This window comes from Micromonospora sp. NPDC047730 (genome assembly GCF_043204765.1).
Classification (GTDB): Bacteria; Actinomycetota; Actinomycetes; order Mycobacteriales; family Micromonosporaceae; genus Micromonospora.
Map to the genome: position 1 here is coordinate 299,339 of NZ_JBIDCU010000008.1, position 18,826 is coordinate 318,164.

The window sequence follows — 18,826 nt, forward strand, 5'->3', positions numbered from 1 at the left end:
AACCTCCACCATCCCCGTGACACTTCCCCGACAGGAGCAAACATGTCTGGTCGAAGGCTGGGCCGGCTGCTTGGCTCGTTTTTCGTACTCGCCGCTGTGGCTGGTGGCGTCTTCGTCGGTGACGCCTCGAACGTCGGCGACGCTCAGTTGTTGGATTTCGTCTGGAACATGCCCAAGCTCTGACGAACCACCACGTCGATGATGTGAGCCGGCGCGGCCGGTGAGGGGAGCGGCATGGCGGGTCGAGGCCGCACCGGTCCCCGCTCGACGGAGTACGCCTGGCTGATCACCGGGCCGTTGGCGATGCTCGCGGTCGTCTGCGCCACGGTCGTCGGCCTGGTCGCCCCGGAGCCGTTCGGCGAATGGCCACTGGCAGTGCTGCTGCTGGTGGCCATGGTGGCTGCCGGCATGCCGGTGCTGAACTTCACGGTCCGGCGGCAGTCCATCGGGATGACGCTCAACGAGATCCCGCTCGTCCTGGCGTTCTTCCTCGTCCGGCCGCTCACGGTCGTCGCCATCTACACACTCTCGGCGATCATCACCCACCTGCGGCACCCCTCCGCCGCCGCGAAGTTCTGGTTCAACGTGGCCCGGGCCGCCGCCGGCTCGTCGCTGGCCGTCCTGGTGCTCCAGGCGTTCCCGCCGGTGCAGGGCGTGGGTCCGGCCACCTGGCTGACCCTGTTCGTCGCGGCGAGCATGGTGAACCTGGTGAGCCTCACCGCGATCGCCGGGGTGCACACGCTGCTCCAGGGCTGGCAGGCCGGGCGCGAGGTCTTCCGGAAGTCCCCGCCGGGACTGCTGGCCGCGGCGATCAACATCGCCTGCGGGATGATCGTCCTGATCCTCATCGCGGCCACCTGGTGGTCGTTGCTGCTGCTGGCGGTCCTGGTCGCCGCGCTGGCGCTCGTCTACCGGGCGTACGCCCAGTTCTTCCGGCAGCACCGCACGCTCGCCGACATGTACGAACTGAGCCGCGCGGTGAGCGAGAGCGGTCAGTACGGCACCCTGCCCGACGCCCTCCTCGGGCGGGTACGGGCCCTGATGCAGGCCGAGTACGCCACCCTCTGGTTGCCCGCCCAGGGCCGGCACCCGGAGGTGCTGCTCACCGCGCGCAACGACGACCCGGGCCTGCTCGACTTCGCCAAGACGCCGGCCGCGCTGCGCGAACGCGCCCGCGACGAGGGCCGTACGGTGGCCGTCGGGCGGGGCCTGATGACCGACGGCGACCTGCGCGCGGCGCTGTCGGCGGAGCGCGTCAAGGACGTGATCGTCATCCCGTTGCGGTCCGGCCAGGCGGTCATCGGGACGCTGGAGGTCGCCAACCGCCTCGGTGACAGCAACCACTTCGTCCGCACCGACGTGCCCCTGTTCGAGACGGTGGCGGCGCACGCGGCGGTGGCGTTGGAGAATTCCCGGCTGGTCGACCGGCTGCGGCACGACGCGTACCACGACGCGTTGACCAAGCTGCCCAACCGGCGGCGGATCACCGGCGCGCTGGACGAGGCGGTCAAGATCCGGGCGCCCGGCGAGGTGGTGGCGCTCCTGCTGTTCGACGTCGACCGGCTGCGGCAGGTCAACGAGTCCCTGGGGCACGCGGCGGGCGACAAGGTCCTCGCCGAGGTCGCCGACCGGCTGCGCGCCTGCGCCCCGTCGTCGGCCCTGGTCGGCCGAGCCGGCGGGGACGAGTTCCTGGTCACGCTGCGGCTGGAGAGCGCCGAGGCGGCGGTGGAGTTGGCCGCGCAGTTGCGCGAGCAGATCCGCGACGAGATGGTCTTCGACGCGCTCACCCTGGACGTGGACACGGCGGTCGGCGTCGCCGTACACCCGGATCACGGCAGCGACGCCGCCTCCCTGTTGCAACGGGTGGACCTGGCGGCGACGGCGGCCAAGTCCGTGCCGGGCAGCGTGCAGCTGTTCAGCCCGGCGCTGGAGTCCCGGTCGCTGCGGCGGCTGGGCCTCGCCGGTGACCTGCGGCGGGCGCTGGACGACGGCGAGTTGAAGGTCTACTTCCAGCCGAAGGTGACGCTGCGGGACCGCCGGCTGGTCGGCGTGGAGTGCCTGGCCCGGTGGGAGCACCCGGCCCACGGGTCGGTCGCCCCGGAGGACTTCGTCGCGGTGGCCGAGCACACCGGCCAGCTCGGCCGGTTCACCGAGTTCGTGCTCCGCGAGGGGCTGCGGCGCAGCCGGGACTGGTCGCACGCCGGCCAGCCGCTCTCCGTCGCGGTCAACCTCTCCGCCCGTACGCTCACCGACCAGCACTTCCCGGCCCGTGTGCAGGAGTTGCTCGACGAGTACGGCGTACCGCCGCAACGGCTCACGCTGGAGATCAAGGAGGCCGGGGTGCTGGACGGCACCGACCGGCCCATCCCGACGCTGCGGCGGCTGCGGGACCTCGGCGTACGGCTGTCGGTGGACGACTTCGGCACGGGGGATTCGTCCCTGGCGCACCTGCGCCGGCTGCCCGTGCACGAGGTGAAGGTCGACCGCTCATTCGTGCAGGGCATGGCGACGGACCCGGGCGACCTGGCGATCGTGAACGCCGTGGTCACCCTCTCCCAGCAGTTCGGCCTGGCCGTGGTCGCCGAGGGCGTGGAGAGCGAGCTGACCCTGGAACTACTCCAGGACATCGGCTGCGAGATCGGCCAGGGCTTCCTGTTCAGCCGGCCACTGCCGTACGAGCGGCTGGAGGCCTGGTTCGGCGCCCAGGTGGATCCGGAGACGATCTCCGCCGGAGAGCTGCCCCGGCTGCGCGTCGTGCCCTGAGCTGTGGAAATACGGCTCTGGGGGATCCGATTTCATCTCCGCCGCACGGCCGTGTAATGTATCCCCTGCGCGTCACCCCCCGGGGAGATCGCGCAGGCCCCCTTAGCTCAGTCGGCAGAGCGTCTCCATGGTAAGGAGAAGGTCTACGGTTCGATTCCGTAAGGGGGCTCAGAGGGTCCGGCTGGACCCGCCACGGCGGTGTAGCTCAGATGGTAGAGCAAGCGGCTCATAATCGCTGTGTCGCCGGTTCAAGTCCGGCCACCGCTACTCTCGTCCACCGGGCCTGTTCCCGGTGGCCGGTGGGATGGGCGCCGCAGGCGCCCACTTTGCATGTCCGCGTGGTCAGCGCGTAGGCTGATGCGCCGTAGTTGTTACCCGTAGCGAGGAAGGCACTCCGCCGTGGCGAAGGCGACCGATGTCCGGCCGAAGATCACTTTGGCGTGTGTGGAGTGCAAGGAGCGCAACTACATCACGCGCAAGAACCGCCGTAACGACCCGGACCGCATCGAGCTGAAGAAGTTCTGCCCGCGGGACGGCAAGCACACGGTCCACCGCGAGACCCGCTGACCCACGGCCGGCTCCGCCGGCCCGGTCCCCGCACTTCCCGATCGCCGGTCCGTCAGGACGGCGCGGCTCCGGCCGCCGCCGCCCCGTACGGATCGGCGATCTTGTTTTGCGTGTAGGTTCGCGGCATGTCCCTGGACCCGTCCTTCGTCGGCCGGACGTACCCGCCGACCGCCCCCTACCAGGTGGGCCGAGAAAAGATCCGTGAGTTCGCGACGGCGATCGGCGCCGCCGACCCGGCCCACCACGACCCGGAGGCCGCCCGCGCGCTCGGCCACCCGGACGTGGTCGCCCCGCCGACCTTCCCCGTGGTGGTCAGCATGGCCGCCAGCCAGCAGATCATCGACGACCCGGCCCTCGGCGTGGACTACAGCCGGGTCGTCCACGGCGACCAGCGCTTCGCCTACACCCGCCCCGTGGTGGCGGGGGACGAGTTGGTCTGCGTCTGCGTCGTCGAGGACGTCAGCAGCCGCGGCGGGCACGACTTCCTGACCACCCGCACCGAGGTCGGCACGTCGGCCGGGGAGCCGGTGGTGACCGTCTGGTCGAAGCTCGTCGTACGCGGGGAGGGCTGAGATGGAGCTGCCAGCCAAGACGTTCCGGGTGACGCGCGCGGACCTGGTCCGCTACGCCGGCGCCTCGGGGGACTTCAACCCGATCCACTGGAGCGACCGGTTCGCTACCAAGGTGGGTCTGCCCGGCGTGATCGCCCACGGCATGTTCACCATGGCGCTGGTCGGCCGCGCGCTGACGGATTGGGCCGGCAGGCCGGACGCGGTGGTCGACTACAACGTCCGCTTCACCCGGCCGGTGGTCGTCCCAGACGACGACGAGGGCACCGAGATCGAGGTCACGGCGGTCGCCCGGGAGGTCACCGAGGAGGGCCTGACCAGGCTCGACGTGACCGCGACCTGCCTGGGGGAGAAGGTGCTCTCGCAGGCCCGGGCGACCGTCCGGACGGCCCGCTGACCAGGCCCGCGACGCGCGATGGGCAGACCGGTTGGGAAAGTCGTGCGACTACCCGTACACTGGTCCGCCGTGGGGCAAGTGACCCCTGCACGGTCCTGTGACCGGGCGGGGTGAGCGTTGCCGCACAGGGGTGTAGCTCAATTGGCAGAGCAGCGGTCTCCAAAACCGCAGGCTGCAGGTTCAAGTCCTGTCACCCCTGCGCCTCAGGCCTGACCGTTCCCGTGGGTCGCGCCGCCGTAGGGCGGCGTCCGGCCCGTGGTGGTGGTATCGGCGGGGTGGTTCCGAGGCATTCGGGTCCGTCCGGCCGGTCCACCGGCCGCGGCCCGTCGCGGGACGGTTGGTCCGGCCGGCGTGACCAAGCGCTGCGCACGCCCACCGCGTGCGACCCGACATCCCGCGACGGAGGGCGAAGTGGCCGACAAGAAGCGGCGCGGCGAGGACGCCGGCGACGACCGTCTGCACGACGAGGTCGTCGACGACGTGGCCGACGACGACGCCACCGACGCCGAGGAGCCGGTCTCCCGGGGCGGCACCGCGACGCGGTCGCGGGCGAAGGCCGAGTCGGCCGACAGCCGGCCCAAGACCAAGACGGACACCGATCGCGTGGGTCTGTTCGGCCGCATCGCCCGATTCATCCGCGAGGTCGTGGCCGAGCTGCGTAAGGTCATCTGGCCGACCCGCAAGGAGCTGCTGACCTACACGGCCGTGGTGGTCGCCTTCGTCACGGTGATGCTGACGATCGTGGCCGGCCTGGACTACGCCTTCGCGAAGGGCGTGCTGTGGGTCTTCGGCAACCCCAGCTGACCGGCCGACTGAGCCGATAGTGACGGAAGTGAGCGAGCGTGCCTGAGTACGACGAGACCGCCGAGACCACGGACGAGCAGTCCACGGTGGCGACGGCGGCTGGTGACGAGTCGGTCGAGGCCGCCAGCGAGCCGGAGTTCCCCACCACCGAGCCCGCCCCGGACGAGGACTACGACCCGGTCGCCGAGCTGCGGCAGAAGCTGCGCTACGCGCCGGGCGACTGGTACGTGGTGCACTCGTACGCCGGCTACGAGAACAAGGTCAAGACCAACCTCGAGACCCGGATCACGAGCCTCGACATGGAGGACTACATCTACCAGGTCGAGGTTCCGACCCGGGAAGAGGTCGAGGTCAAGAACGGGAAGCGGTCGCAGGTGCAGGCCAAGGTCTTCCCGGGCTACATCCTGGTCCGGATGGAGTTGACCGCGGAGTCCTACTCCTGCGTGCGCAACACGCCGGGCGTGACCGGCTTCGTGGGCGCGACGGACCGGGCCGACCGCCCGGCTCCGCTCTCCCTCGACGAGGTGCTGAAGTGGCTGGCGCCGGCCGTCGAGACCGAGCAGAAGAAGGCCAAGCCCGAGATCAAGGTCCTCGACTTCGAGGTCGGCGACTCGGTCACGGTCACCGACGGTGCCTTCGCCTCGCTGCCGGCGACGATCAGCGAGATCAACGCCGACCAGCAGAAGCTCAAGGTGCTCGTGTCGATCTTCGGCCGCGAGACGCCGGTGGAGCTCAACTTCAACCAGGTCACCAAGATCTGAGGTCCCGGTCGCCGGCGGTGGGCAGCGGCCCGCCGCCGGCGTACTCGTTCCACCCGTCCGTGCGACCTCGGCGGGAGGGGCGGCGGGACGCTGCGCTACCCTAGAACGTCGCCGCTGTCGCATCGCGCTGACCGTGCGCGCCCGCGGCCGGCACCTTTCCCAGTTCCAAGCCCCAGGAAGAGACATGCCTCCGAAGAAGAAGCTCGTCAAGACTTTCACGCTTCAGCTGCCGGCGGGCCAGGCCACCCCGGCGCCGCCGGTCGGCCCCGCGCTCGGCCAGCACGGCGTGAACATCATGGAGTTCTGCAAGTCCTACAACGCGCAGACCGAGTCCCAGCGGGGCGACATCGTCCCCGCCGAGATCAGCGTCTACGAGGACCGCAGCTTCACGTTCGTGCTGAAGACCCCGCCCGCCGCCCGGCTGCTGATCAAGGCCGCCGGCGTGCAGAAGGGCTCGGGCGTCCCGCACAAGGAGAAGGTCGGCTCGGTCACCCGCGCCCAGGTGCGCGAGATCGCCGAGAAGAAGATGGCCGACCTCAACGCCAACGACATCGACCAGGCCGAGAAGATCATCGCCGGCACCGCCCGGTCGATGGGCCTCAACGTCACCGACTGACCCCGGTCACCGCCAGATCCAGTTCGTGGGAGGGCGCGCGGACGCCGCGGCCCGCCATAGACCACAGGAGTTACCAGACCATGCAGCGCAGCAAGAGCTACCGCAAGGCCGCCGATGTCATCGACCGGTCCAAGCTCTACACCCCCGCCGAGGCCGTGAAGCTGGCCAAGGAGACCACCAACGTCAAGTTCGACGCCACGGTCGAGGTCGCGATGCGCCTCGGCGTCGACCCCCGCAAGGCGGACCAGATGGTCCGCGGCACGGTCAACCTGCCGCACGGCACCGGTAAGACCGCCCGCGTGATCGTCTTCGCCGCCGGCGCGAAGGCCGAGGAGGCCGTCGCCGCCGGTGCGGACGAGGTGGGCACCGACGAGCTGGTCGCCCGGATCCAGGGTGGTTGGCTCGACTTCGACGCGGCGATCGCCACGCCGGACCAGATGGCCAAGATCGGCCGGATCGCGCGGATCCTGGGCCCGCGCGGTCTCATGCCGAACCCGAAGACCGGCACGGTGACCATGGACGTTACCAAGGCCGTCTCGGACATCAAGGGCGGCAAGATCACCTTCCGGGTGGACAAGCACTCCAACCTGCACCTGATCATCGGCAAGGCCTCGTTCTCCGAGACCCAGCTGATCGACAACTACGCGGCGGTCCTCGACGAGGTCCTGCGGGCCAAGCCGTCCGCCGCGAAGGGCAAGTACCTCAAGAAGGTCACCCTCACCACCACCATGGGCCCGGGCGTCCCGGTCGACCCGAACCTGGTGAAGAACCTGCAGGAGGGCTCGGCCGAGGGCTGAGCACACCCGTGACGGGGCGTCGCCACATCGTGGCGGCGCCCCGTTCCCTTTCCGCTGTGGCATGCTCGGCCGGGTGCGACTGGAGAACGTCTGGCTGCGGTACCGGCGGCGCGGGCCGTGGGTGCTGCGGGAGACGGATGTGCGGGTCGGTTCCGGTGAGGTCGTGGTCGTGCTCGGCCGCAACGGCGTGGGCAAGTCGACCCTGCTCCAGGTGGCGGCCGGGGTGCTGCGGCCGAGCCGGGGGCGCGTGATCGACCGGCCCCGACACGTCGGTTGGGTCCCGGAGCGTTTCCCGGCCGACCAGCCCTTCACCGTCGAGCGCTACCTGACCGCCATGGGTCGGGTCGCCGGCCTCGATCCGGCGGCGACGGGCCGGGCGGTCGACCACTGGACCGACCGGCTGGGCCTGGCCCGGTTCCGCCGGGTCCGGCTGCCGGAGCTGTCCAAGGGCACCGCCCAGAAGGTCGGCCTGGCCCAGGCGATGCTGCGTACCCCCGGCCTGCTGGTGCTCGACGAGCCGTGGGAGGGCCTCGACGCCGCCACCCGGGAGCTGGTGCCCGCGGTGATCGCCGAGGTGTTGGCAACGGGCGGGTCGGTGCTGGTCAGCGACCACCGCGGCGAGATCGCCCGGCTGCCCGGCGCCCGCCGCTGGACGGTGGCCGACGGCACGGTCACCGAGGGTGCGCCACCGGCCGACGCGGCGATGGTGGTGGTCGAGGTCGCGGTGCCGGCCGCGCGGGTCGCCGGCACCGTCGCCCGGTTGCGCGCCGAGGGCCATCACGTCCTGCGCGTACGCCCCGAGGCGCCGACCCCTTCCGGCACCCCGGACGGGGTCGCGACCGCCGAGGGGACGGCGGAGGTCGGCGCGGCGGAGCCGACCGGTCCGGCCACCGGGGGAGCGCGGTGACCGCCCTGCTCCGGCTGCGGCTGGCCGGCTTCCTGCGGACGGGGCGGGCCTTGGCGCCGCTGCTCGCGGGCCTGGTGGCCCTCGGCGTCCTCTACGGCGGCGGCCGGGCCCAGCCGGGAGAGGCGTACGGCGTCTCGGCGGTGGTGCTCTTCCCGGTGCTGGCCTGGCAGACCAAGGTGCTGCTGGACGTGGAGCCCGACGTGCAGCGCCGGTTGGCCCAGGCGCTGGTCGGGGTGCGCCGGGAGCGGCTGGCCGGCCTGCTCGCCGCCGGCGTGGCCGGGCTCGGCACGGTGGTCGTCGCGCTGGTCTTCCCCTGGCTGGTCGGCGGAGTCGCCGGCCCCGTGGGGCCGGACGACCGCTCGGTGCCCCTCGGCATCGCCGTCGGCCTGTGGGCGCACCTGCTGGCCGTGCCCGCCGCGGTGGCGCTCGGGGCGCTGGCCAGCCGCGCCTGCGCGGGCAGCGCCGGCTACGGCGTCGCGGTGCTGGCGCTCGGCGGGGTCGGCGCGGTCGCCCTCGGCCTGACCGGCTCGGTGGCGCCCTGGTTGGCGCCGCCGGTGATGGCGACCGCGCGGGCCGTCGCCGGCGACCTGGCCGCGCCGACCGTGGCGCTGCTGACCGGCTGGGCCGCGGCGTGGAGCGCGAGCGCCGGGGCGGCCTACCTGTGGCGGCGTCGCACCCGGCCCTGACCGGCGGCCGCACCCCGGGTCCCACCGGAGGGGTGACGTGGCGCACTCGGGGGGCGATTTGGTGGTCAGGGCACTCTTCGCGTAACCTTGGCGCGAAGTTCCACCCAGAGACCGCTGGTCACCGTGCCCCGGCACGGTCGAAGGTCCCGCGACGACGGGCGACCCGCGCAGGGCGGTAAGCGAAAATCGGTGCTGAGCACGGTCCGCCGACTGTGCCCGCGTCCGGCCCTCGCCCCGTGCGCCCTGCGCCGGGGCTTTCTCGTTCTCGTGATGCCTCCGCTCCCGTCGAAAGCTCCGGCCGACGACGGTGACCAGCCTCGAGCAACGAGAGAGGAGGGACATGGCGGACAAGCCGATCCGGGCCGACAAGGCCACGGCCGTCGCTGAGCTGACCGAGAGCTTCCGCAACGCGGGTGCCACGGTGCTGACCGAGTACCGCGGTCTGACGGTTTCCCAGCTCACCCAGCTGCGGCGCTCGCTCGGTAAGGAGACCAGCTACACGGTCGCGAAGAACACGCTCGCGAAGCGTGCCGCGTCCGACGCTGGCATCTCCGGTCTCGACGAGATGTTCACCGGTCCTACCGCGCTGACTTTCGTTTCGGGCGACGTCGTCGAGGCGGCGAAGGGGCTTCGCGACTTCGCGAAGGCCAACCCGAAGCTCGTCATCAAGGGCGGTGTCTTCGAGGGCAAGGCCATTTCCGCGGCCGAGGTCACGAAGCTCGCCGACCTGGAGTCCCGTGAGGTGCTGCTGGCCAAGCTGGCCGGCGCGATGAAGGGCAACCTGAGCAAGGCCGCGGCCCTGTTCCAGGCCCCGCTCTCCAAGGCCGCCCGTGCGGCGGCCGCCCTGGCGGACAAGCGCGAGAAGGAGGGCGCCGAGGCGGCCTGAGGCCCCGCGGCGCACCCAGTTCTTACCTAACAGATTCAGGAAAGGACGCCAGACATGGCGAAGCTCAGCACCGACGAGCTGCTCGACGCGTTCAAGGAGATGACGCTGATCGAGCTCTCCGAGTTCGTGAAGCAGTTCGAGGAGACCTTCGAGGTCACCGCCGCGGCTCCGGTCGCCGTCGCGGGCCCGGCCGGCCCGACCACGGCCGCCCCGGTCGAGGAGGAGAAGGACGAGTTCGACGTCATCCTCGAGGCTGACGGCGGCAAGAAGATCCAGGTCATCAAGGTCGTGCGCGAGCTGACCGGCCTGGGCCTCAAGGAGGCCAAGGACCTCGTCGAGGCCGCTCCGAAGGCCGTCCTGGAGAAGGCCAACAAGGAGACCGCCGAGAAGGCCAAGGCCAAGCTCGAGGGTGAGGGCGCCAAGGTCACCCTCAAGTGACCTGAGGTCGACCAGGCGCGCGTCCGGCTCACGTGAGCCGGGGCACACCGCGTCACGGCGGGCGGTGATCCGACAGTGGATCGCCGCCCGCCGTCTTGGTGGCCCCGGTCGCAGCGCGGTGAGCAGGGCGTCCACGCCTGGCGTCGGCGCGTACGCGGTGCGTGGCGATAGCCCGTGGGTGGGAAAGACGGGGCGACCCGGATGCCGGCCCTTGACGCGGCCCCGGGCTGACAGGCACGCTGACACCAGCAAGACCTTCCGCGCTTGCAACGGCCACCACTTGGGTAATGGCAGCGGCAGCACCATCGGCCGCCGCACCCGAGCGGCCCGGCAGGAACGTCGCGTTCCGAGCGGCCCGGTGAGACCCGGTTCCTGGGGGTCCCGAGGCACGTTCCGCGACGACCTGCGGGGTGGGCTGGACAGCGGTTAGCCTCTCGGCTACACTGCTAGTTTGCGCTGCCTTCCGACTTGACCCCTGCTCGGAAATGTCCGTTTACGGATAATTCTGGTGGGGTCATTGGAGTGCACGCGTACCAGCCGTTCTGCAGCACCGGTCCTCGGAAGGACGCATCTTGGCAGCTTCCCGCCCTGCGAAGACCAGTCGTACGTCGAGCGCATTCGCTCCCCGCCGAGTCTCATTCGGCAGGATCACCGAACACCTCGAGGTCCCCAACCTCCTCGCCATCCAGAACGAGTCCTTCGACTGGCTCGTCGGCAACGAGGCTTGGCAGGGCCGGTCGGCGGACGACCCGCACGCACGCTCGGGTCTCGCGGAGATCCTCGACGAGATCAGTCCCATTGAGGACTTCTCCGGCACCATGTCGCTCTCCTTCTCGGCTCCGCGCTTCGACGAGGTCAAGGCCTCGATCGAGGAGTGCAAGGAGAAGGACCTGACCTACTGCGCCCCGCTGTTCGTGACCGCGGAGTTCACCAACAACACCACCGGCGAGATCAAGAGCCAGACGGTGTTCATGGGTGACTTCCCGATGATGACGCCGAAGGGCACCTTCATCATCAACGGCACCGAGCGCGTCGTGGTCAGCCAGCTCGTCCGGTCCCCGGGCGTCTACTTCGACAAGCAGCCGGACAAGACCTCCGACCGCGACCTCTCCAGCGTCAAGGTCATCCCCAGCCGGGGTGCCTGGCTGGAGTTCGACATCGACAAGCGCGAGACGGTCGGCGTTCGCATCGACCGCAAGCGCCGGCAGGCCGTCACGGTGCTGCTCAAGGCCATCGGTTGGTCGGCCGAGCGGATCCGCGAGCGGTTCGGCTGGTCCGAGCTGATGATGACCACGCTCGAGAAGGACCACATCGCCGGCCAGGACGAGGCGCTTCTCGACATCTACCGGAAGCTCCGCCCTGGCGAGCCGCCGACCCGCGAGAACGCCCAGACCCTGCTCGACAACCTCTTCTTCAACCCGAAGCGGTACGACGTCGCCAAGGTCGGGCGTTACAAGTTCAACAAGAAGCTCGAGCTGAACGTGCCGATCACCACCGGCACGCTGACCGAGGACGACATCGTCGCCACCGTGGAGTACCTCTGCCGGCTGCACGCCGGTGAGGAGGGCTACGAGGCCGACGACATCGACCACTTCGGCAACCGGCGTCTGCGTACGGTGGGCGAGCTGATCCAGAACCAGGTCCGGGTCGGGCTGTCCCGGATGGAGCGGGTCGTCCGCGAGCGGATGACCACCCAGGACGTCGAGGCGATCACGCCGCAGACCCTGATCAACATCCGCCCGGTCGTGGCGGCGATCAAGGAGTTCTTCGGCACCTCGCAGCTGTCCCAGTTCATGGACCAGACGAACCCGCTGGCGGGCCTGACCCACCGGCGCCGGCTGAGCGCGCTCGGCCCGGGTGGTCTGTCCCGGGAGCGGGCCGGCTTCGAGGTCCGCGACGTGCACCCGTCCCACTACGGCCGGATGTGCCCGATCGAGACGCCGGAAGGCCCGAACATCGGTCTGATCGGCGCGCTGTCCACCTTCGCCCGGGTCAACCCGTTCGGCTTCATCGAGACGCCGTACCGGAAGGTCGTCGACGGTCGGGTCACCGACCAGATCGACTACCTGACCGCGGACGAGGAGGACCGGTTCGTCAAGGCGCAGGCCAACGCGCCGCTGACGGCCGACGGGTCGTTCGCCGAGGACCGCGTCCTGGTCCGCCGTAAGGGCGGCGAGACCGAGGACGTCCCGCCGGCGGCCGTGGACTACATGGACGTGTCGCCGCGGCAGATGACCTCGGTCGCGACCGCGATGATCCCGTTCCTCGAGCACGACGACGCCAACCGGGCGCTCATGGGCGCGAACATGCAGCGCCAGGCGGTGCCGCTGGTCAAGGCCGAGTCGCCCCTGGTCGGCACCGGCATGGAATACCGTGCCGCGGTCGACGCCGGTGACGTGGTGGTCGCCGAGGTCGGTGGCGTCATCGAGGACCTCTGCGCCGACTACATCACCATCCACCAGGACGACGGCCACCGCCGCACGTACCTGCTGCACAAGTTCCGCCGCTCCAACGCCGGCTCCTGCGTCAACCAGAAGCCGGTGGTCTTCGAGGGCGACCGCGTCGAGGCCGGCCAGGTCATCGCCGACGGTCCGTGCACCGACGAGGGCGAGATGGCGCTCGGGCGCAACCTGCTCGTGGCGTTCATGTGCTGGGAGGGCCACAACTACGAGGACGCGATCATCCTGTCGCAGCGCCTCGTGCAGCAGGACGTGCTCACCTCGATCCACATCGAGGAGCACGAGGTCGACGCCCGGGACACCAAGCTGGGCCCGGAGGAGATCACCCGCGACATCCCGAACGTCAGCGAGGAGATGCTCGCCGACCTCGACGAGCGCGGCATCATCCGGATCGGCGCCGAGGTCGTCCCCGGCGACATCCTGGTCGGCAAGGTCACGCCCAAGGGCGAGACCGAGCTGACCCCGGAGGAGCGGCTGCTCCGCGCGATCTTCGGTGAGAAGGCGCGCGAGGTCCGCGACACCTCGCTGAAGGTGCCGCACGGCGAGACCGGCACGGTCATCGGCGTGCGTACCTTCTCCCGCGAGGACGGCGACGAGTTGCCGCCGGGCGTCAACGAGCTGGTCCGGGTCTACGTCGCCCAGAAGCGGAAGATCCAGGACGGTGACAAGCTCGCCGGCCGGCACGGCAACAAGGGCGTCATCTCCAAGATCCTGCCGATCGAGGACATGCCGTTCCTGGAGGACGGCACGCCGGTCGACATCGTGCTCAACCCGCTGGGTGTGCCGAGCCGGATGAACATCGGCCAGGTGCTGGAGACCCACCTCGGCTGGGTGGCCAAGACGGGGTGGAGCGTCGACGGCGACGACGCCGAGTGGAAGCGTCAGCTCCGCTCGATCGAGGCCCACGAGTCCGAGCCGGACACCAACGTGGCCACGCCGGTGTTCGACGGCGCCCGTGAGGAGGAGATCTCCGGCCTGCTCGCGTCGACCCTGCCCAACCGGGACGGCAAGCAGCTCATCGGCTCTTCCGGAAAGGCACAGCTGTTCGACGGCCGCTCCGGCGAGCCGCTGCCGGACCCGATCGCGGTCGGCTACATCTACATCCTGAAGCTCAACCACCTGGTCGACGACAAGATCCACGCCCGGTCGACCGGCCCGTACTCGATGATCACGCAGCAGCCGCTGGGTGGTAAGGCGCAGTTCGGTGGCCAGCGCTTCGGTGAGATGGAGTGCTGGGCGATGCAGGCGTACGGCGCCGCGTACGCCCTGCAGGAACTGCTGACGATCAAGTCCGACGACGTCCTCGGCCGGGTCAAGGTCTACGAGGCGATCGTCAAGGGCGAGAACATCCCCGAGCCGGGCATCCCCGAGTCGTTCAAGGTGCTGCTCAAGGAGTTGCAGTCGCTGTGCCTCAACGTCGAGGTGCTCTCCAGCGACGGTGTGGCCCTCGAGATGCGCGAGACCGACGACGAGGTGTTCCGGGCCGCGGAGGAGCTGGGCATCGACCTGTCCCGGCGCGAGCCGAGCTCGGTCGAAGAGGTCTGAGGTGAGTGGTCGGGGGCCGGCTCGCCGGCTCCCGACCCCACCCACTAGCTAGCAGTACAGACGACGACATAGGGGACATGGTGCTCGACGTCAACTTCTTCGACGAGCTGCGCATTGGCCTCGCCACCGCCGACGACATCCGTCAGTGGTCGCACGGCGAGGTCAAGAAGCCTGAAACGATCAACTACCGCACCCTGAAGCCGGAAAAGGACGGGCTCTTCTGCGAGAAGATCTTCGGTCCGCAGCGGGACTGGGAGTGCTACTGCGGTAAGTACAAGCGGGTCCGCTTCAAGGGCATCATCTGCGAGCGCTGCGGCGTCGAGGTGACCCGGTCGAAGGTCCGCCGTGAGCGCATGGGCCACATCGAGCTCGCCGCTCCGGTGACCCACATCTGGTACTTCAAGGGCGTGCCGAGCCGGCTGGGCTACCTGCTGGACCTCGCCCCCAAGGACCTCGAGAAGATCATCTACTTCGCCTCGTACGTCGTGACGAGCGTGGACGCCGAGGCGCGTCACCGCGACCTCTCGACGATCGAGAACGAGATCCTGGCCGAGAAGCGGCAGGCCGAGAACAGCCGCGACTCGGAGATCGAGAAGCGTGCCGCCAAGCTCGAGGCCGACCTGGCCGAGCTGGAGGCCGAGGGTGCCAAGGCGGACGTCCGGCGCAAGGTCAAGGAGGGCGGAGAGCGCGAGATGCGCCAGATCCGCGACCGGGCCCAGCGCGAGATCGACCGCCTGGACGAGGTGCTCGACACCTTCCGCAAGCTGGAGCCGAAGCAGCTGGTCACCGACGAACTGCTCTACCGCGAGCTGCGGGACCGGTTCGGCGAGTACTTCACCGGCGGCATGGGCGCCGAGGCCATCAAGGCGCTGGTCCAGAACATGGACCTCGACGCCGAGGCCGAGAGCCTGCGCGAGACCATCCGCTCCGGCAAGGGCCAGCGGAAGATCCGGGCGCTCAAGCGGCTGAAGGTCGTCGCGGCGTTCCTGAACACCCGCAACTCGCCGCTCGGCATGGTGCTGGACTGCGTCCCGGTCATCCCGCCGGACCTGCGCCCGATGGTGCAGCTCGACGGTGGCCGCTTCGCGACCTCCGACCTGAACGACCTGTACCGCCGCGTGATCAACCGGAACAACCGCCTCAAGCGGCTGATCGACCTCGGCGCGCCCGAGATCATCGTCAACAACGAGAAGCGGATGCTCCAGGAGGCCGTCGACGCGCTGTTCGACAACGGCCGTCGCGGCCGGCCGGTCACCGGCCCGGGTAACCGCCCGCTCAAGTCGCTGTCCGACATGCTCAAGGGCAAGCAGGGCCGGTTCCGCCAGAACCTGCTGGGCAAGCGCGTCGACTACTCCGGCCGTTCGGTCATCGTGGTCGGCCCGAAGCTCAAGCTGCACCAGTGCGGCCTGCCCAAGCAGATGGCGCTGGAGCTGTTCAAGCCGTTCGTGATGAAGCGGCTGGTGGACCTCAACCACGCGCAGAACATCAAGTCCGCCAAGCGGATGGTCGAGCGGCAGCGGCCGGTCGTGTGGGACGTGCTGGAAGAGGTCATCGGCGAGCACCCCGTCCTGCTGAACCGGGCGCCGACCCTGCACCGGCTGGGCATCCAGGCCTTCGAGCCGCAGCTGGTCGAGGGCAAGGCCATCCAGATCCACCCGCTGGTCTGCACCGCGTTCAACGCCGACTTCGACGGTGACCAGATGGCGGTGCACGTGCCGCTCTCCGCCGAGGCCCAGGCCGAGGCGCGGATCCTGATGCTGTCGTCGAACAACATCCTCAAGCCGGCCGACGGCAAGCCGGTCACCATGCCCACCCAGGACATGGTCATCGGGCTCTACCACCTCACCCACCTCACCGCCGGTGAGCGGGGCGAGGGCCGGGCGTTCAGCTCGGACGCCGAGGCCCGGATGGCCTTCGACAACGGCGAGCTGCACCTGCAGGCCCCGGTGAAGATCCGGCTGCGTGGCGTGGTCGGGGTCGACAACGGCGCCGGCGCCGAGCCGTGGACCGCCCCGGAGGGCTGGGTCGAGGGCGACCCGCTGACCGTGGAGACCACCCTCGGCCGGGTGCTGTTCAACGAGACGCTGCCGCAGGGCTACCGCTTCGTGAACTACGAGATCCGCAAGGGTCAGCTCTCCGCGATCGTCAACGACCTCGCCGAGCGCTTCCCCAAGGTGGCGCTGGCCGCCACCCTGGACGGGCTCAAGGAGGCCGGTTTCCACTGGGCCACCTGGTCCGGCGTGACGATCGGCATGGAGGACGTCATCGCTCCGCCGCGCAAGCGGGAGATCCTGGAGCGGTACGAGAAGGAAGCCGACCGGATCGACAAGCAGTACCAGCGTGGTCTGATGACCGCCGAGGAGCGCCGCGGCGAGCTCATCGAGATCTGGACCAAGGCGACCAACGAGGTCGCCAAGGAGATGGACACCGCGCTGCCGCAGGAGAACCCGCTGTGGAAGATGATCAACTCGGGTGCCCGCGGTAACCTGCTCCAGCTCCGGCAGATCGCGGCGATCCGTGGTCTGGTGGCCAACCCGAAGGGCGAGATCATCCCGCGGCCCATCAAGGCCAGCTACCGGGAGGGTCTCTCCGTGCTGGAGTACTTCATCTCCACGCACGGTGCCCGGAAGGGTCTCGCGGACACCGCCCTGCGTACCGCCGACTCGGGTTACCTGACCCGTCGTCTGGTGGACGTCTCGCAGGACGTGATCATCCGCGAGGAGGACTGCGGCACCGACCGCGCCATCCCGATGCAGATCGGCGAGCGGATCGACGGCAAGCTGGTCGTGCACGAGCACGCCGAGACCAGCGTGCACGCCCGGACGCTGGCCGACGACATCAAGGGGCCGGACGGCACTGTCGTCGCCGAGCGGGGTCAGGACATCAACTCCATCGGGGTCGACAAGATCGTCGCCGCCGGGGTGGAGACGGTCCGGGTGCGCAGCGTGCTCACCTGCGAGTCGAAGCTGGGCGTCTGCGGTGCGTGCTACGGCCGTTCGCTGCCGACCGGCAAGACCGTGGACGTCGGCGAGGCGGTCGGCATCATCGCCGCTCAGTCGATCGGTGAGCCGGGTACGCAGCTGACGATGCGTACCTTCCACACCGGTGGTGTCGCGGGTGAGGACATCACCCAGGGTCTGCCCCGTGTCCAGGAGATCTTCGAGGCCCGGGTCCCGAAGGGCAAGGCGCCCATCGCCGACACCCCGGGTCGGATCCGGATCGAGGACGGCGAGCGGTCGCGGAAGATCATCGTGGTGCCGGACGACGGCAGCGACGAGATCGTCTACGACAAGATCTCCAAGCGGGTCCGGCTGCGGACCCACGACGGCGACCACGTCGAGGTCGGCGAGAAGCTCACCGAGGGCACCATCGACCCGCACGAGCTGCTGCGCATCCTCGGCCCGCGCGCGGTCCAGGTCCACCTGACCCAGGAGGTCCAGGAGGTCTACCGCTCGCAGGGTGTGCTCATCCACGACAAGCACATCGAGATCATCATCCGCCAGATGCTCAAGCGGGTGACGGTCATCGACTCCGGCTCGACCGAGTTCCTGCCGGGCGTGCTGGTCGACCGGGCGCTGTTCGAGTCGGAGAACCGCCGACTCGTCTCCGAGGGCGGCGAGCCCGCCGCCGGTCGCCCGGTGCTGATGGGTATCACCAAGGCCTCGCTGGCCACCGACTCCTGGCTCTCGGCGGCCTCCTTCCAGGAGACCACCCGGGTGCTGACCGACGCGGCGATCAACTCGCGCAGCGACTCGCTCGTCGGCCTCAAGGAGAACGTGATCATCGGTAAGCTCATCCCGGCCGGTACGGGCATCAGCAAGTACCGCAACGTCCGGGTCGAGCCGACCGAGGAGGCGAAGGCCAAGGTCTACTCGATGACCGGCTACCCGGAGACCGACTACGGCTTCGGGCCGGCCAGCGGCCAGGCGGTTCCGCTGGACGACTTCGACTTCGGGTCGTACCGCTAAACAGCACGGACGACGAGGCCCCCGGCAGCCGCCGGGGGCCTCGTCGTGTCCCGGGATCGGCCGGCCCGATCCGGCGGGGCCGGGGCATGATGGAGGGCATGACGACCGCACCCGGGCAGGCGCCCGTCGCCCCGCCGGTGCCGCCGCGCCACCCGCTCGACCCGGACCCGGCCCGGGCCACCAAGGCGAAGGCGGTCTTCGCGCTGGGCCTGATCGGCGCGCTGACCGGCCTGTTCGTCGGCGGCGTGGTGCCCGCCACGGTGGCGCTCCAGCTCGCCCGGCAGGCGCGCCGGGAGGCGTACGCGTCGGGGGGTTTCCTGACCGGTGCGGCCTGGCTGCGCCAGGGGGAGCGGCTGGCCTGGACGGGCCTGGTCCTGGCTGCGGTCACCGTGGTGGCCGCGGTGGTGGTCGGGGTGGTCCGCCTCGCCGACGCGCCCTACGGGCAGGACTTCGCGCCGAACGTGGACTGACCGCCCGGGGGAACGGGTCCCGCCGGGAGTGGGCCGTCCGCCCGCCGGCGGTAGCCTGGCCCGGTGTCCGTCGCGCGGCGGTGGACGCCGAGACGTCGACAGGAGGACCCGTGACGGAACCGGCGCGCTTCCCGGGCAGCGACCCCGCGGCGCCCCCCGCCACGCACCCGGACGCCGCCCCGTCCGACGCGGG

At 70.2% G+C, this 18,826-nt stretch carries 16 protein-coding genes and 3 tRNA genes; all 19 read left to right on the top strand.

What is annotated here, in order from left to right; all coding sequences use genetic code 11:
• The first annotated feature begins 42 nt into the window (after positions 1 to 42).
• Positions 43 to 183, top strand: coding sequence for a hypothetical protein (locus ACGF5G_RS20630; protein WP_350711563.1), 141 nt, complete (start codon positions 43 to 45; stop codon positions 181 to 183).
• Between the two features lie 51 nt (positions 184 to 234).
• A complete protein-coding gene (locus ACGF5G_RS20635) occupies positions 235 to 2,763 on the top strand; it encodes a bifunctional diguanylate cyclase/phosphodiesterase (RefSeq protein WP_357692571.1) in 2,529 nt (842 codons plus the stop codon).
• Between the two features lie 96 nt (positions 2,764 to 2,859).
• Positions 2,860 to 2,932: transfer RNA gene (locus ACGF5G_RS20640), tRNA-Thr, on the top strand.
• Positions 2,933 to 2,957: 25 nt separating this feature from the next.
• A tRNA-Met gene (locus tag ACGF5G_RS20645) sits at positions 2,958 to 3,030 on the top strand.
• Between the two features lie 132 nt (positions 3,031 to 3,162).
• The gene (gene rpmG, locus ACGF5G_RS20650; protein WP_013288652.1) at positions 3,163 to 3,330 is read left to right on the top strand and encodes a 50S ribosomal protein L33; all 168 of its coding nucleotides are present in this window, start codon (positions 3,163 to 3,165) and stop codon (positions 3,328 to 3,330) included.
• A gap of 125 nt (positions 3,331 to 3,455) precedes the next feature.
• On the top strand, positions 3,456 to 3,902 hold the full coding sequence (locus tag ACGF5G_RS20655; RefSeq protein ID WP_357692569.1) for a MaoC family dehydratase N-terminal domain-containing protein: 447 nt from the start codon (positions 3,456 to 3,458) through the stop codon (positions 3,900 to 3,902).
• A gap of 1 nt (position 3,903) precedes the next feature.
• Entirely contained in the window at positions 3,904 to 4,296 is a 393-nt protein-coding gene (locus ACGF5G_RS20660; protein ID WP_393264977.1) for a MaoC family dehydratase, read from the top strand.
• 126 nt (positions 4,297 to 4,422) lie between these two features.
• Positions 4,423 to 4,495, top strand: a tRNA-Trp gene (locus ACGF5G_RS20665).
• 212 nt (positions 4,496 to 4,707) lie between these two features.
• On the top strand, positions 4,708 to 5,100 hold the full coding sequence (gene secE / locus ACGF5G_RS20670) for a preprotein translocase subunit SecE (protein ID WP_357692566.1): 393 nt from the start codon (positions 4,708 to 4,710) through the stop codon (positions 5,098 to 5,100).
• A gap of 38 nt (positions 5,101 to 5,138) precedes the next feature.
• Positions 5,139 to 5,861, top strand: a complete 723-nt coding sequence (gene nusG, locus ACGF5G_RS20675; protein WP_393105632.1) for a transcription termination/antitermination protein NusG — start codon at positions 5,139 to 5,141, stop codon at positions 5,859 to 5,861.
• Between the two features lie 184 nt (positions 5,862 to 6,045).
• Entirely contained in the window at positions 6,046 to 6,477 is a 432-nt protein-coding gene (gene rplK, locus ACGF5G_RS20680) for a 50S ribosomal protein L11 (RefSeq protein ID WP_350681614.1), read from the top strand.
• An 80-nt stretch (positions 6,478 to 6,557) separates the two neighbouring features.
• Positions 6,558 to 7,274, top strand: a complete 717-nt coding sequence (rplA, locus tag ACGF5G_RS20685) for a 50S ribosomal protein L1 (protein ID WP_393264980.1) — start codon at positions 6,558 to 6,560, stop codon at positions 7,272 to 7,274.
• A 73-nt stretch (positions 7,275 to 7,347) separates the two neighbouring features.
• Positions 7,348 to 8,181: an ATP-binding cassette domain-containing protein gene (locus ACGF5G_RS20690; protein ID WP_393264982.1), complete on the top strand. Its 834-nt coding sequence runs from the start codon at positions 7,348 to 7,350 to the stop codon at positions 8,179 to 8,181.
• Positions 8,178 to 8,867 (top strand): hypothetical protein, encoded by a 690-nt coding sequence (locus tag ACGF5G_RS20695; protein WP_393264984.1) that lies wholly within the window; start codon positions 8,178 to 8,180, stop codon positions 8,865 to 8,867. Before ACGF5G_RS20690 ends, ACGF5G_RS20695 begins: the two co-directional genes overlap by 4 nt.
• 340 nt (positions 8,868 to 9,207) lie before the next feature.
• Positions 9,208 to 9,753 (top strand): 50S ribosomal protein L10, encoded by a 546-nt coding sequence (rplJ, locus tag ACGF5G_RS20700; RefSeq protein ID WP_091102532.1) that lies wholly within the window; start codon positions 9,208 to 9,210, stop codon positions 9,751 to 9,753.
• A 54-nt stretch (positions 9,754 to 9,807) separates the two neighbouring features.
• On the top strand, positions 9,808 to 10,191 hold the full coding sequence (gene rplL, locus ACGF5G_RS20705) for a 50S ribosomal protein L7/L12 (protein WP_393264986.1): 384 nt from the start codon (positions 9,808 to 9,810) through the stop codon (positions 10,189 to 10,191).
• A 572-nt stretch (positions 10,192 to 10,763) separates the two neighbouring features.
• Positions 10,764 to 14,195, top strand: a complete 3,432-nt coding sequence (locus ACGF5G_RS20710) for a DNA-directed RNA polymerase subunit beta (protein WP_393264987.1) — start codon at positions 10,764 to 10,766, stop codon at positions 14,193 to 14,195.
• Positions 14,196 to 14,275: 80 nt separating this feature from the next.
• On the top strand, positions 14,276 to 18,163 hold the full coding sequence (locus tag ACGF5G_RS20715; protein ID WP_393265052.1) for a DNA-directed RNA polymerase subunit beta': 3,888 nt from the start codon (positions 14,276 to 14,278) through the stop codon (positions 18,161 to 18,163).
• Between the two features lie 98 nt (positions 18,164 to 18,261).
• On the top strand, positions 18,262 to 18,633 hold the full coding sequence (locus ACGF5G_RS20720; protein WP_393264989.1) for a hypothetical protein: 372 nt from the start codon (positions 18,262 to 18,264) through the stop codon (positions 18,631 to 18,633).
• Positions 18,634 to 18,826 lie beyond the last annotated feature (193 nt).

Coding starts and splice junctions, on each gene's coding strand:
- ACGF5G_RS20630 (WP_350711563.1), top strand. CDS start 43: ATGTCTGGTCGAAGGCTGGGCCGGCTGCTTGGCTCGTTTTTCGTACTC.
- ACGF5G_RS20635 (WP_357692571.1), top strand. CDS start 235: ATGGCGGGTCGAGGCCGCACCGGTCCCCGCTCGACGGAGTACGCCTGG.
- ACGF5G_RS20655 (WP_357692569.1), top strand. CDS start 3,456: ATGTCCCTGGACCCGTCCTTCGTCGGCCGGACGTACCCGCCGACCGCC.
- ACGF5G_RS20660 (WP_393264977.1), top strand. CDS start 3,904: ATGGAGCTGCCAGCCAAGACGTTCCGGGTGACGCGCGCGGACCTGGTC.
- rplK (WP_350681614.1), top strand. CDS start 6,046: ATGCCTCCGAAGAAGAAGCTCGTCAAGACTTTCACGCTTCAGCTGCCG.
- rplA (WP_393264980.1), top strand. CDS start 6,558: ATGCAGCGCAGCAAGAGCTACCGCAAGGCCGCCGATGTCATCGACCGG.
- rplJ (WP_091102532.1), top strand. CDS start 9,208: ATGGCGGACAAGCCGATCCGGGCCGACAAGGCCACGGCCGTCGCTGAG.
- rplL (WP_393264986.1), top strand. CDS start 9,808: ATGGCGAAGCTCAGCACCGACGAGCTGCTCGACGCGTTCAAGGAGATG.
- ACGF5G_RS20720 (WP_393264989.1), top strand. CDS start 18,262: ATGACGACCGCACCCGGGCAGGCGCCCGTCGCCCCGCCGGTGCCGCCG.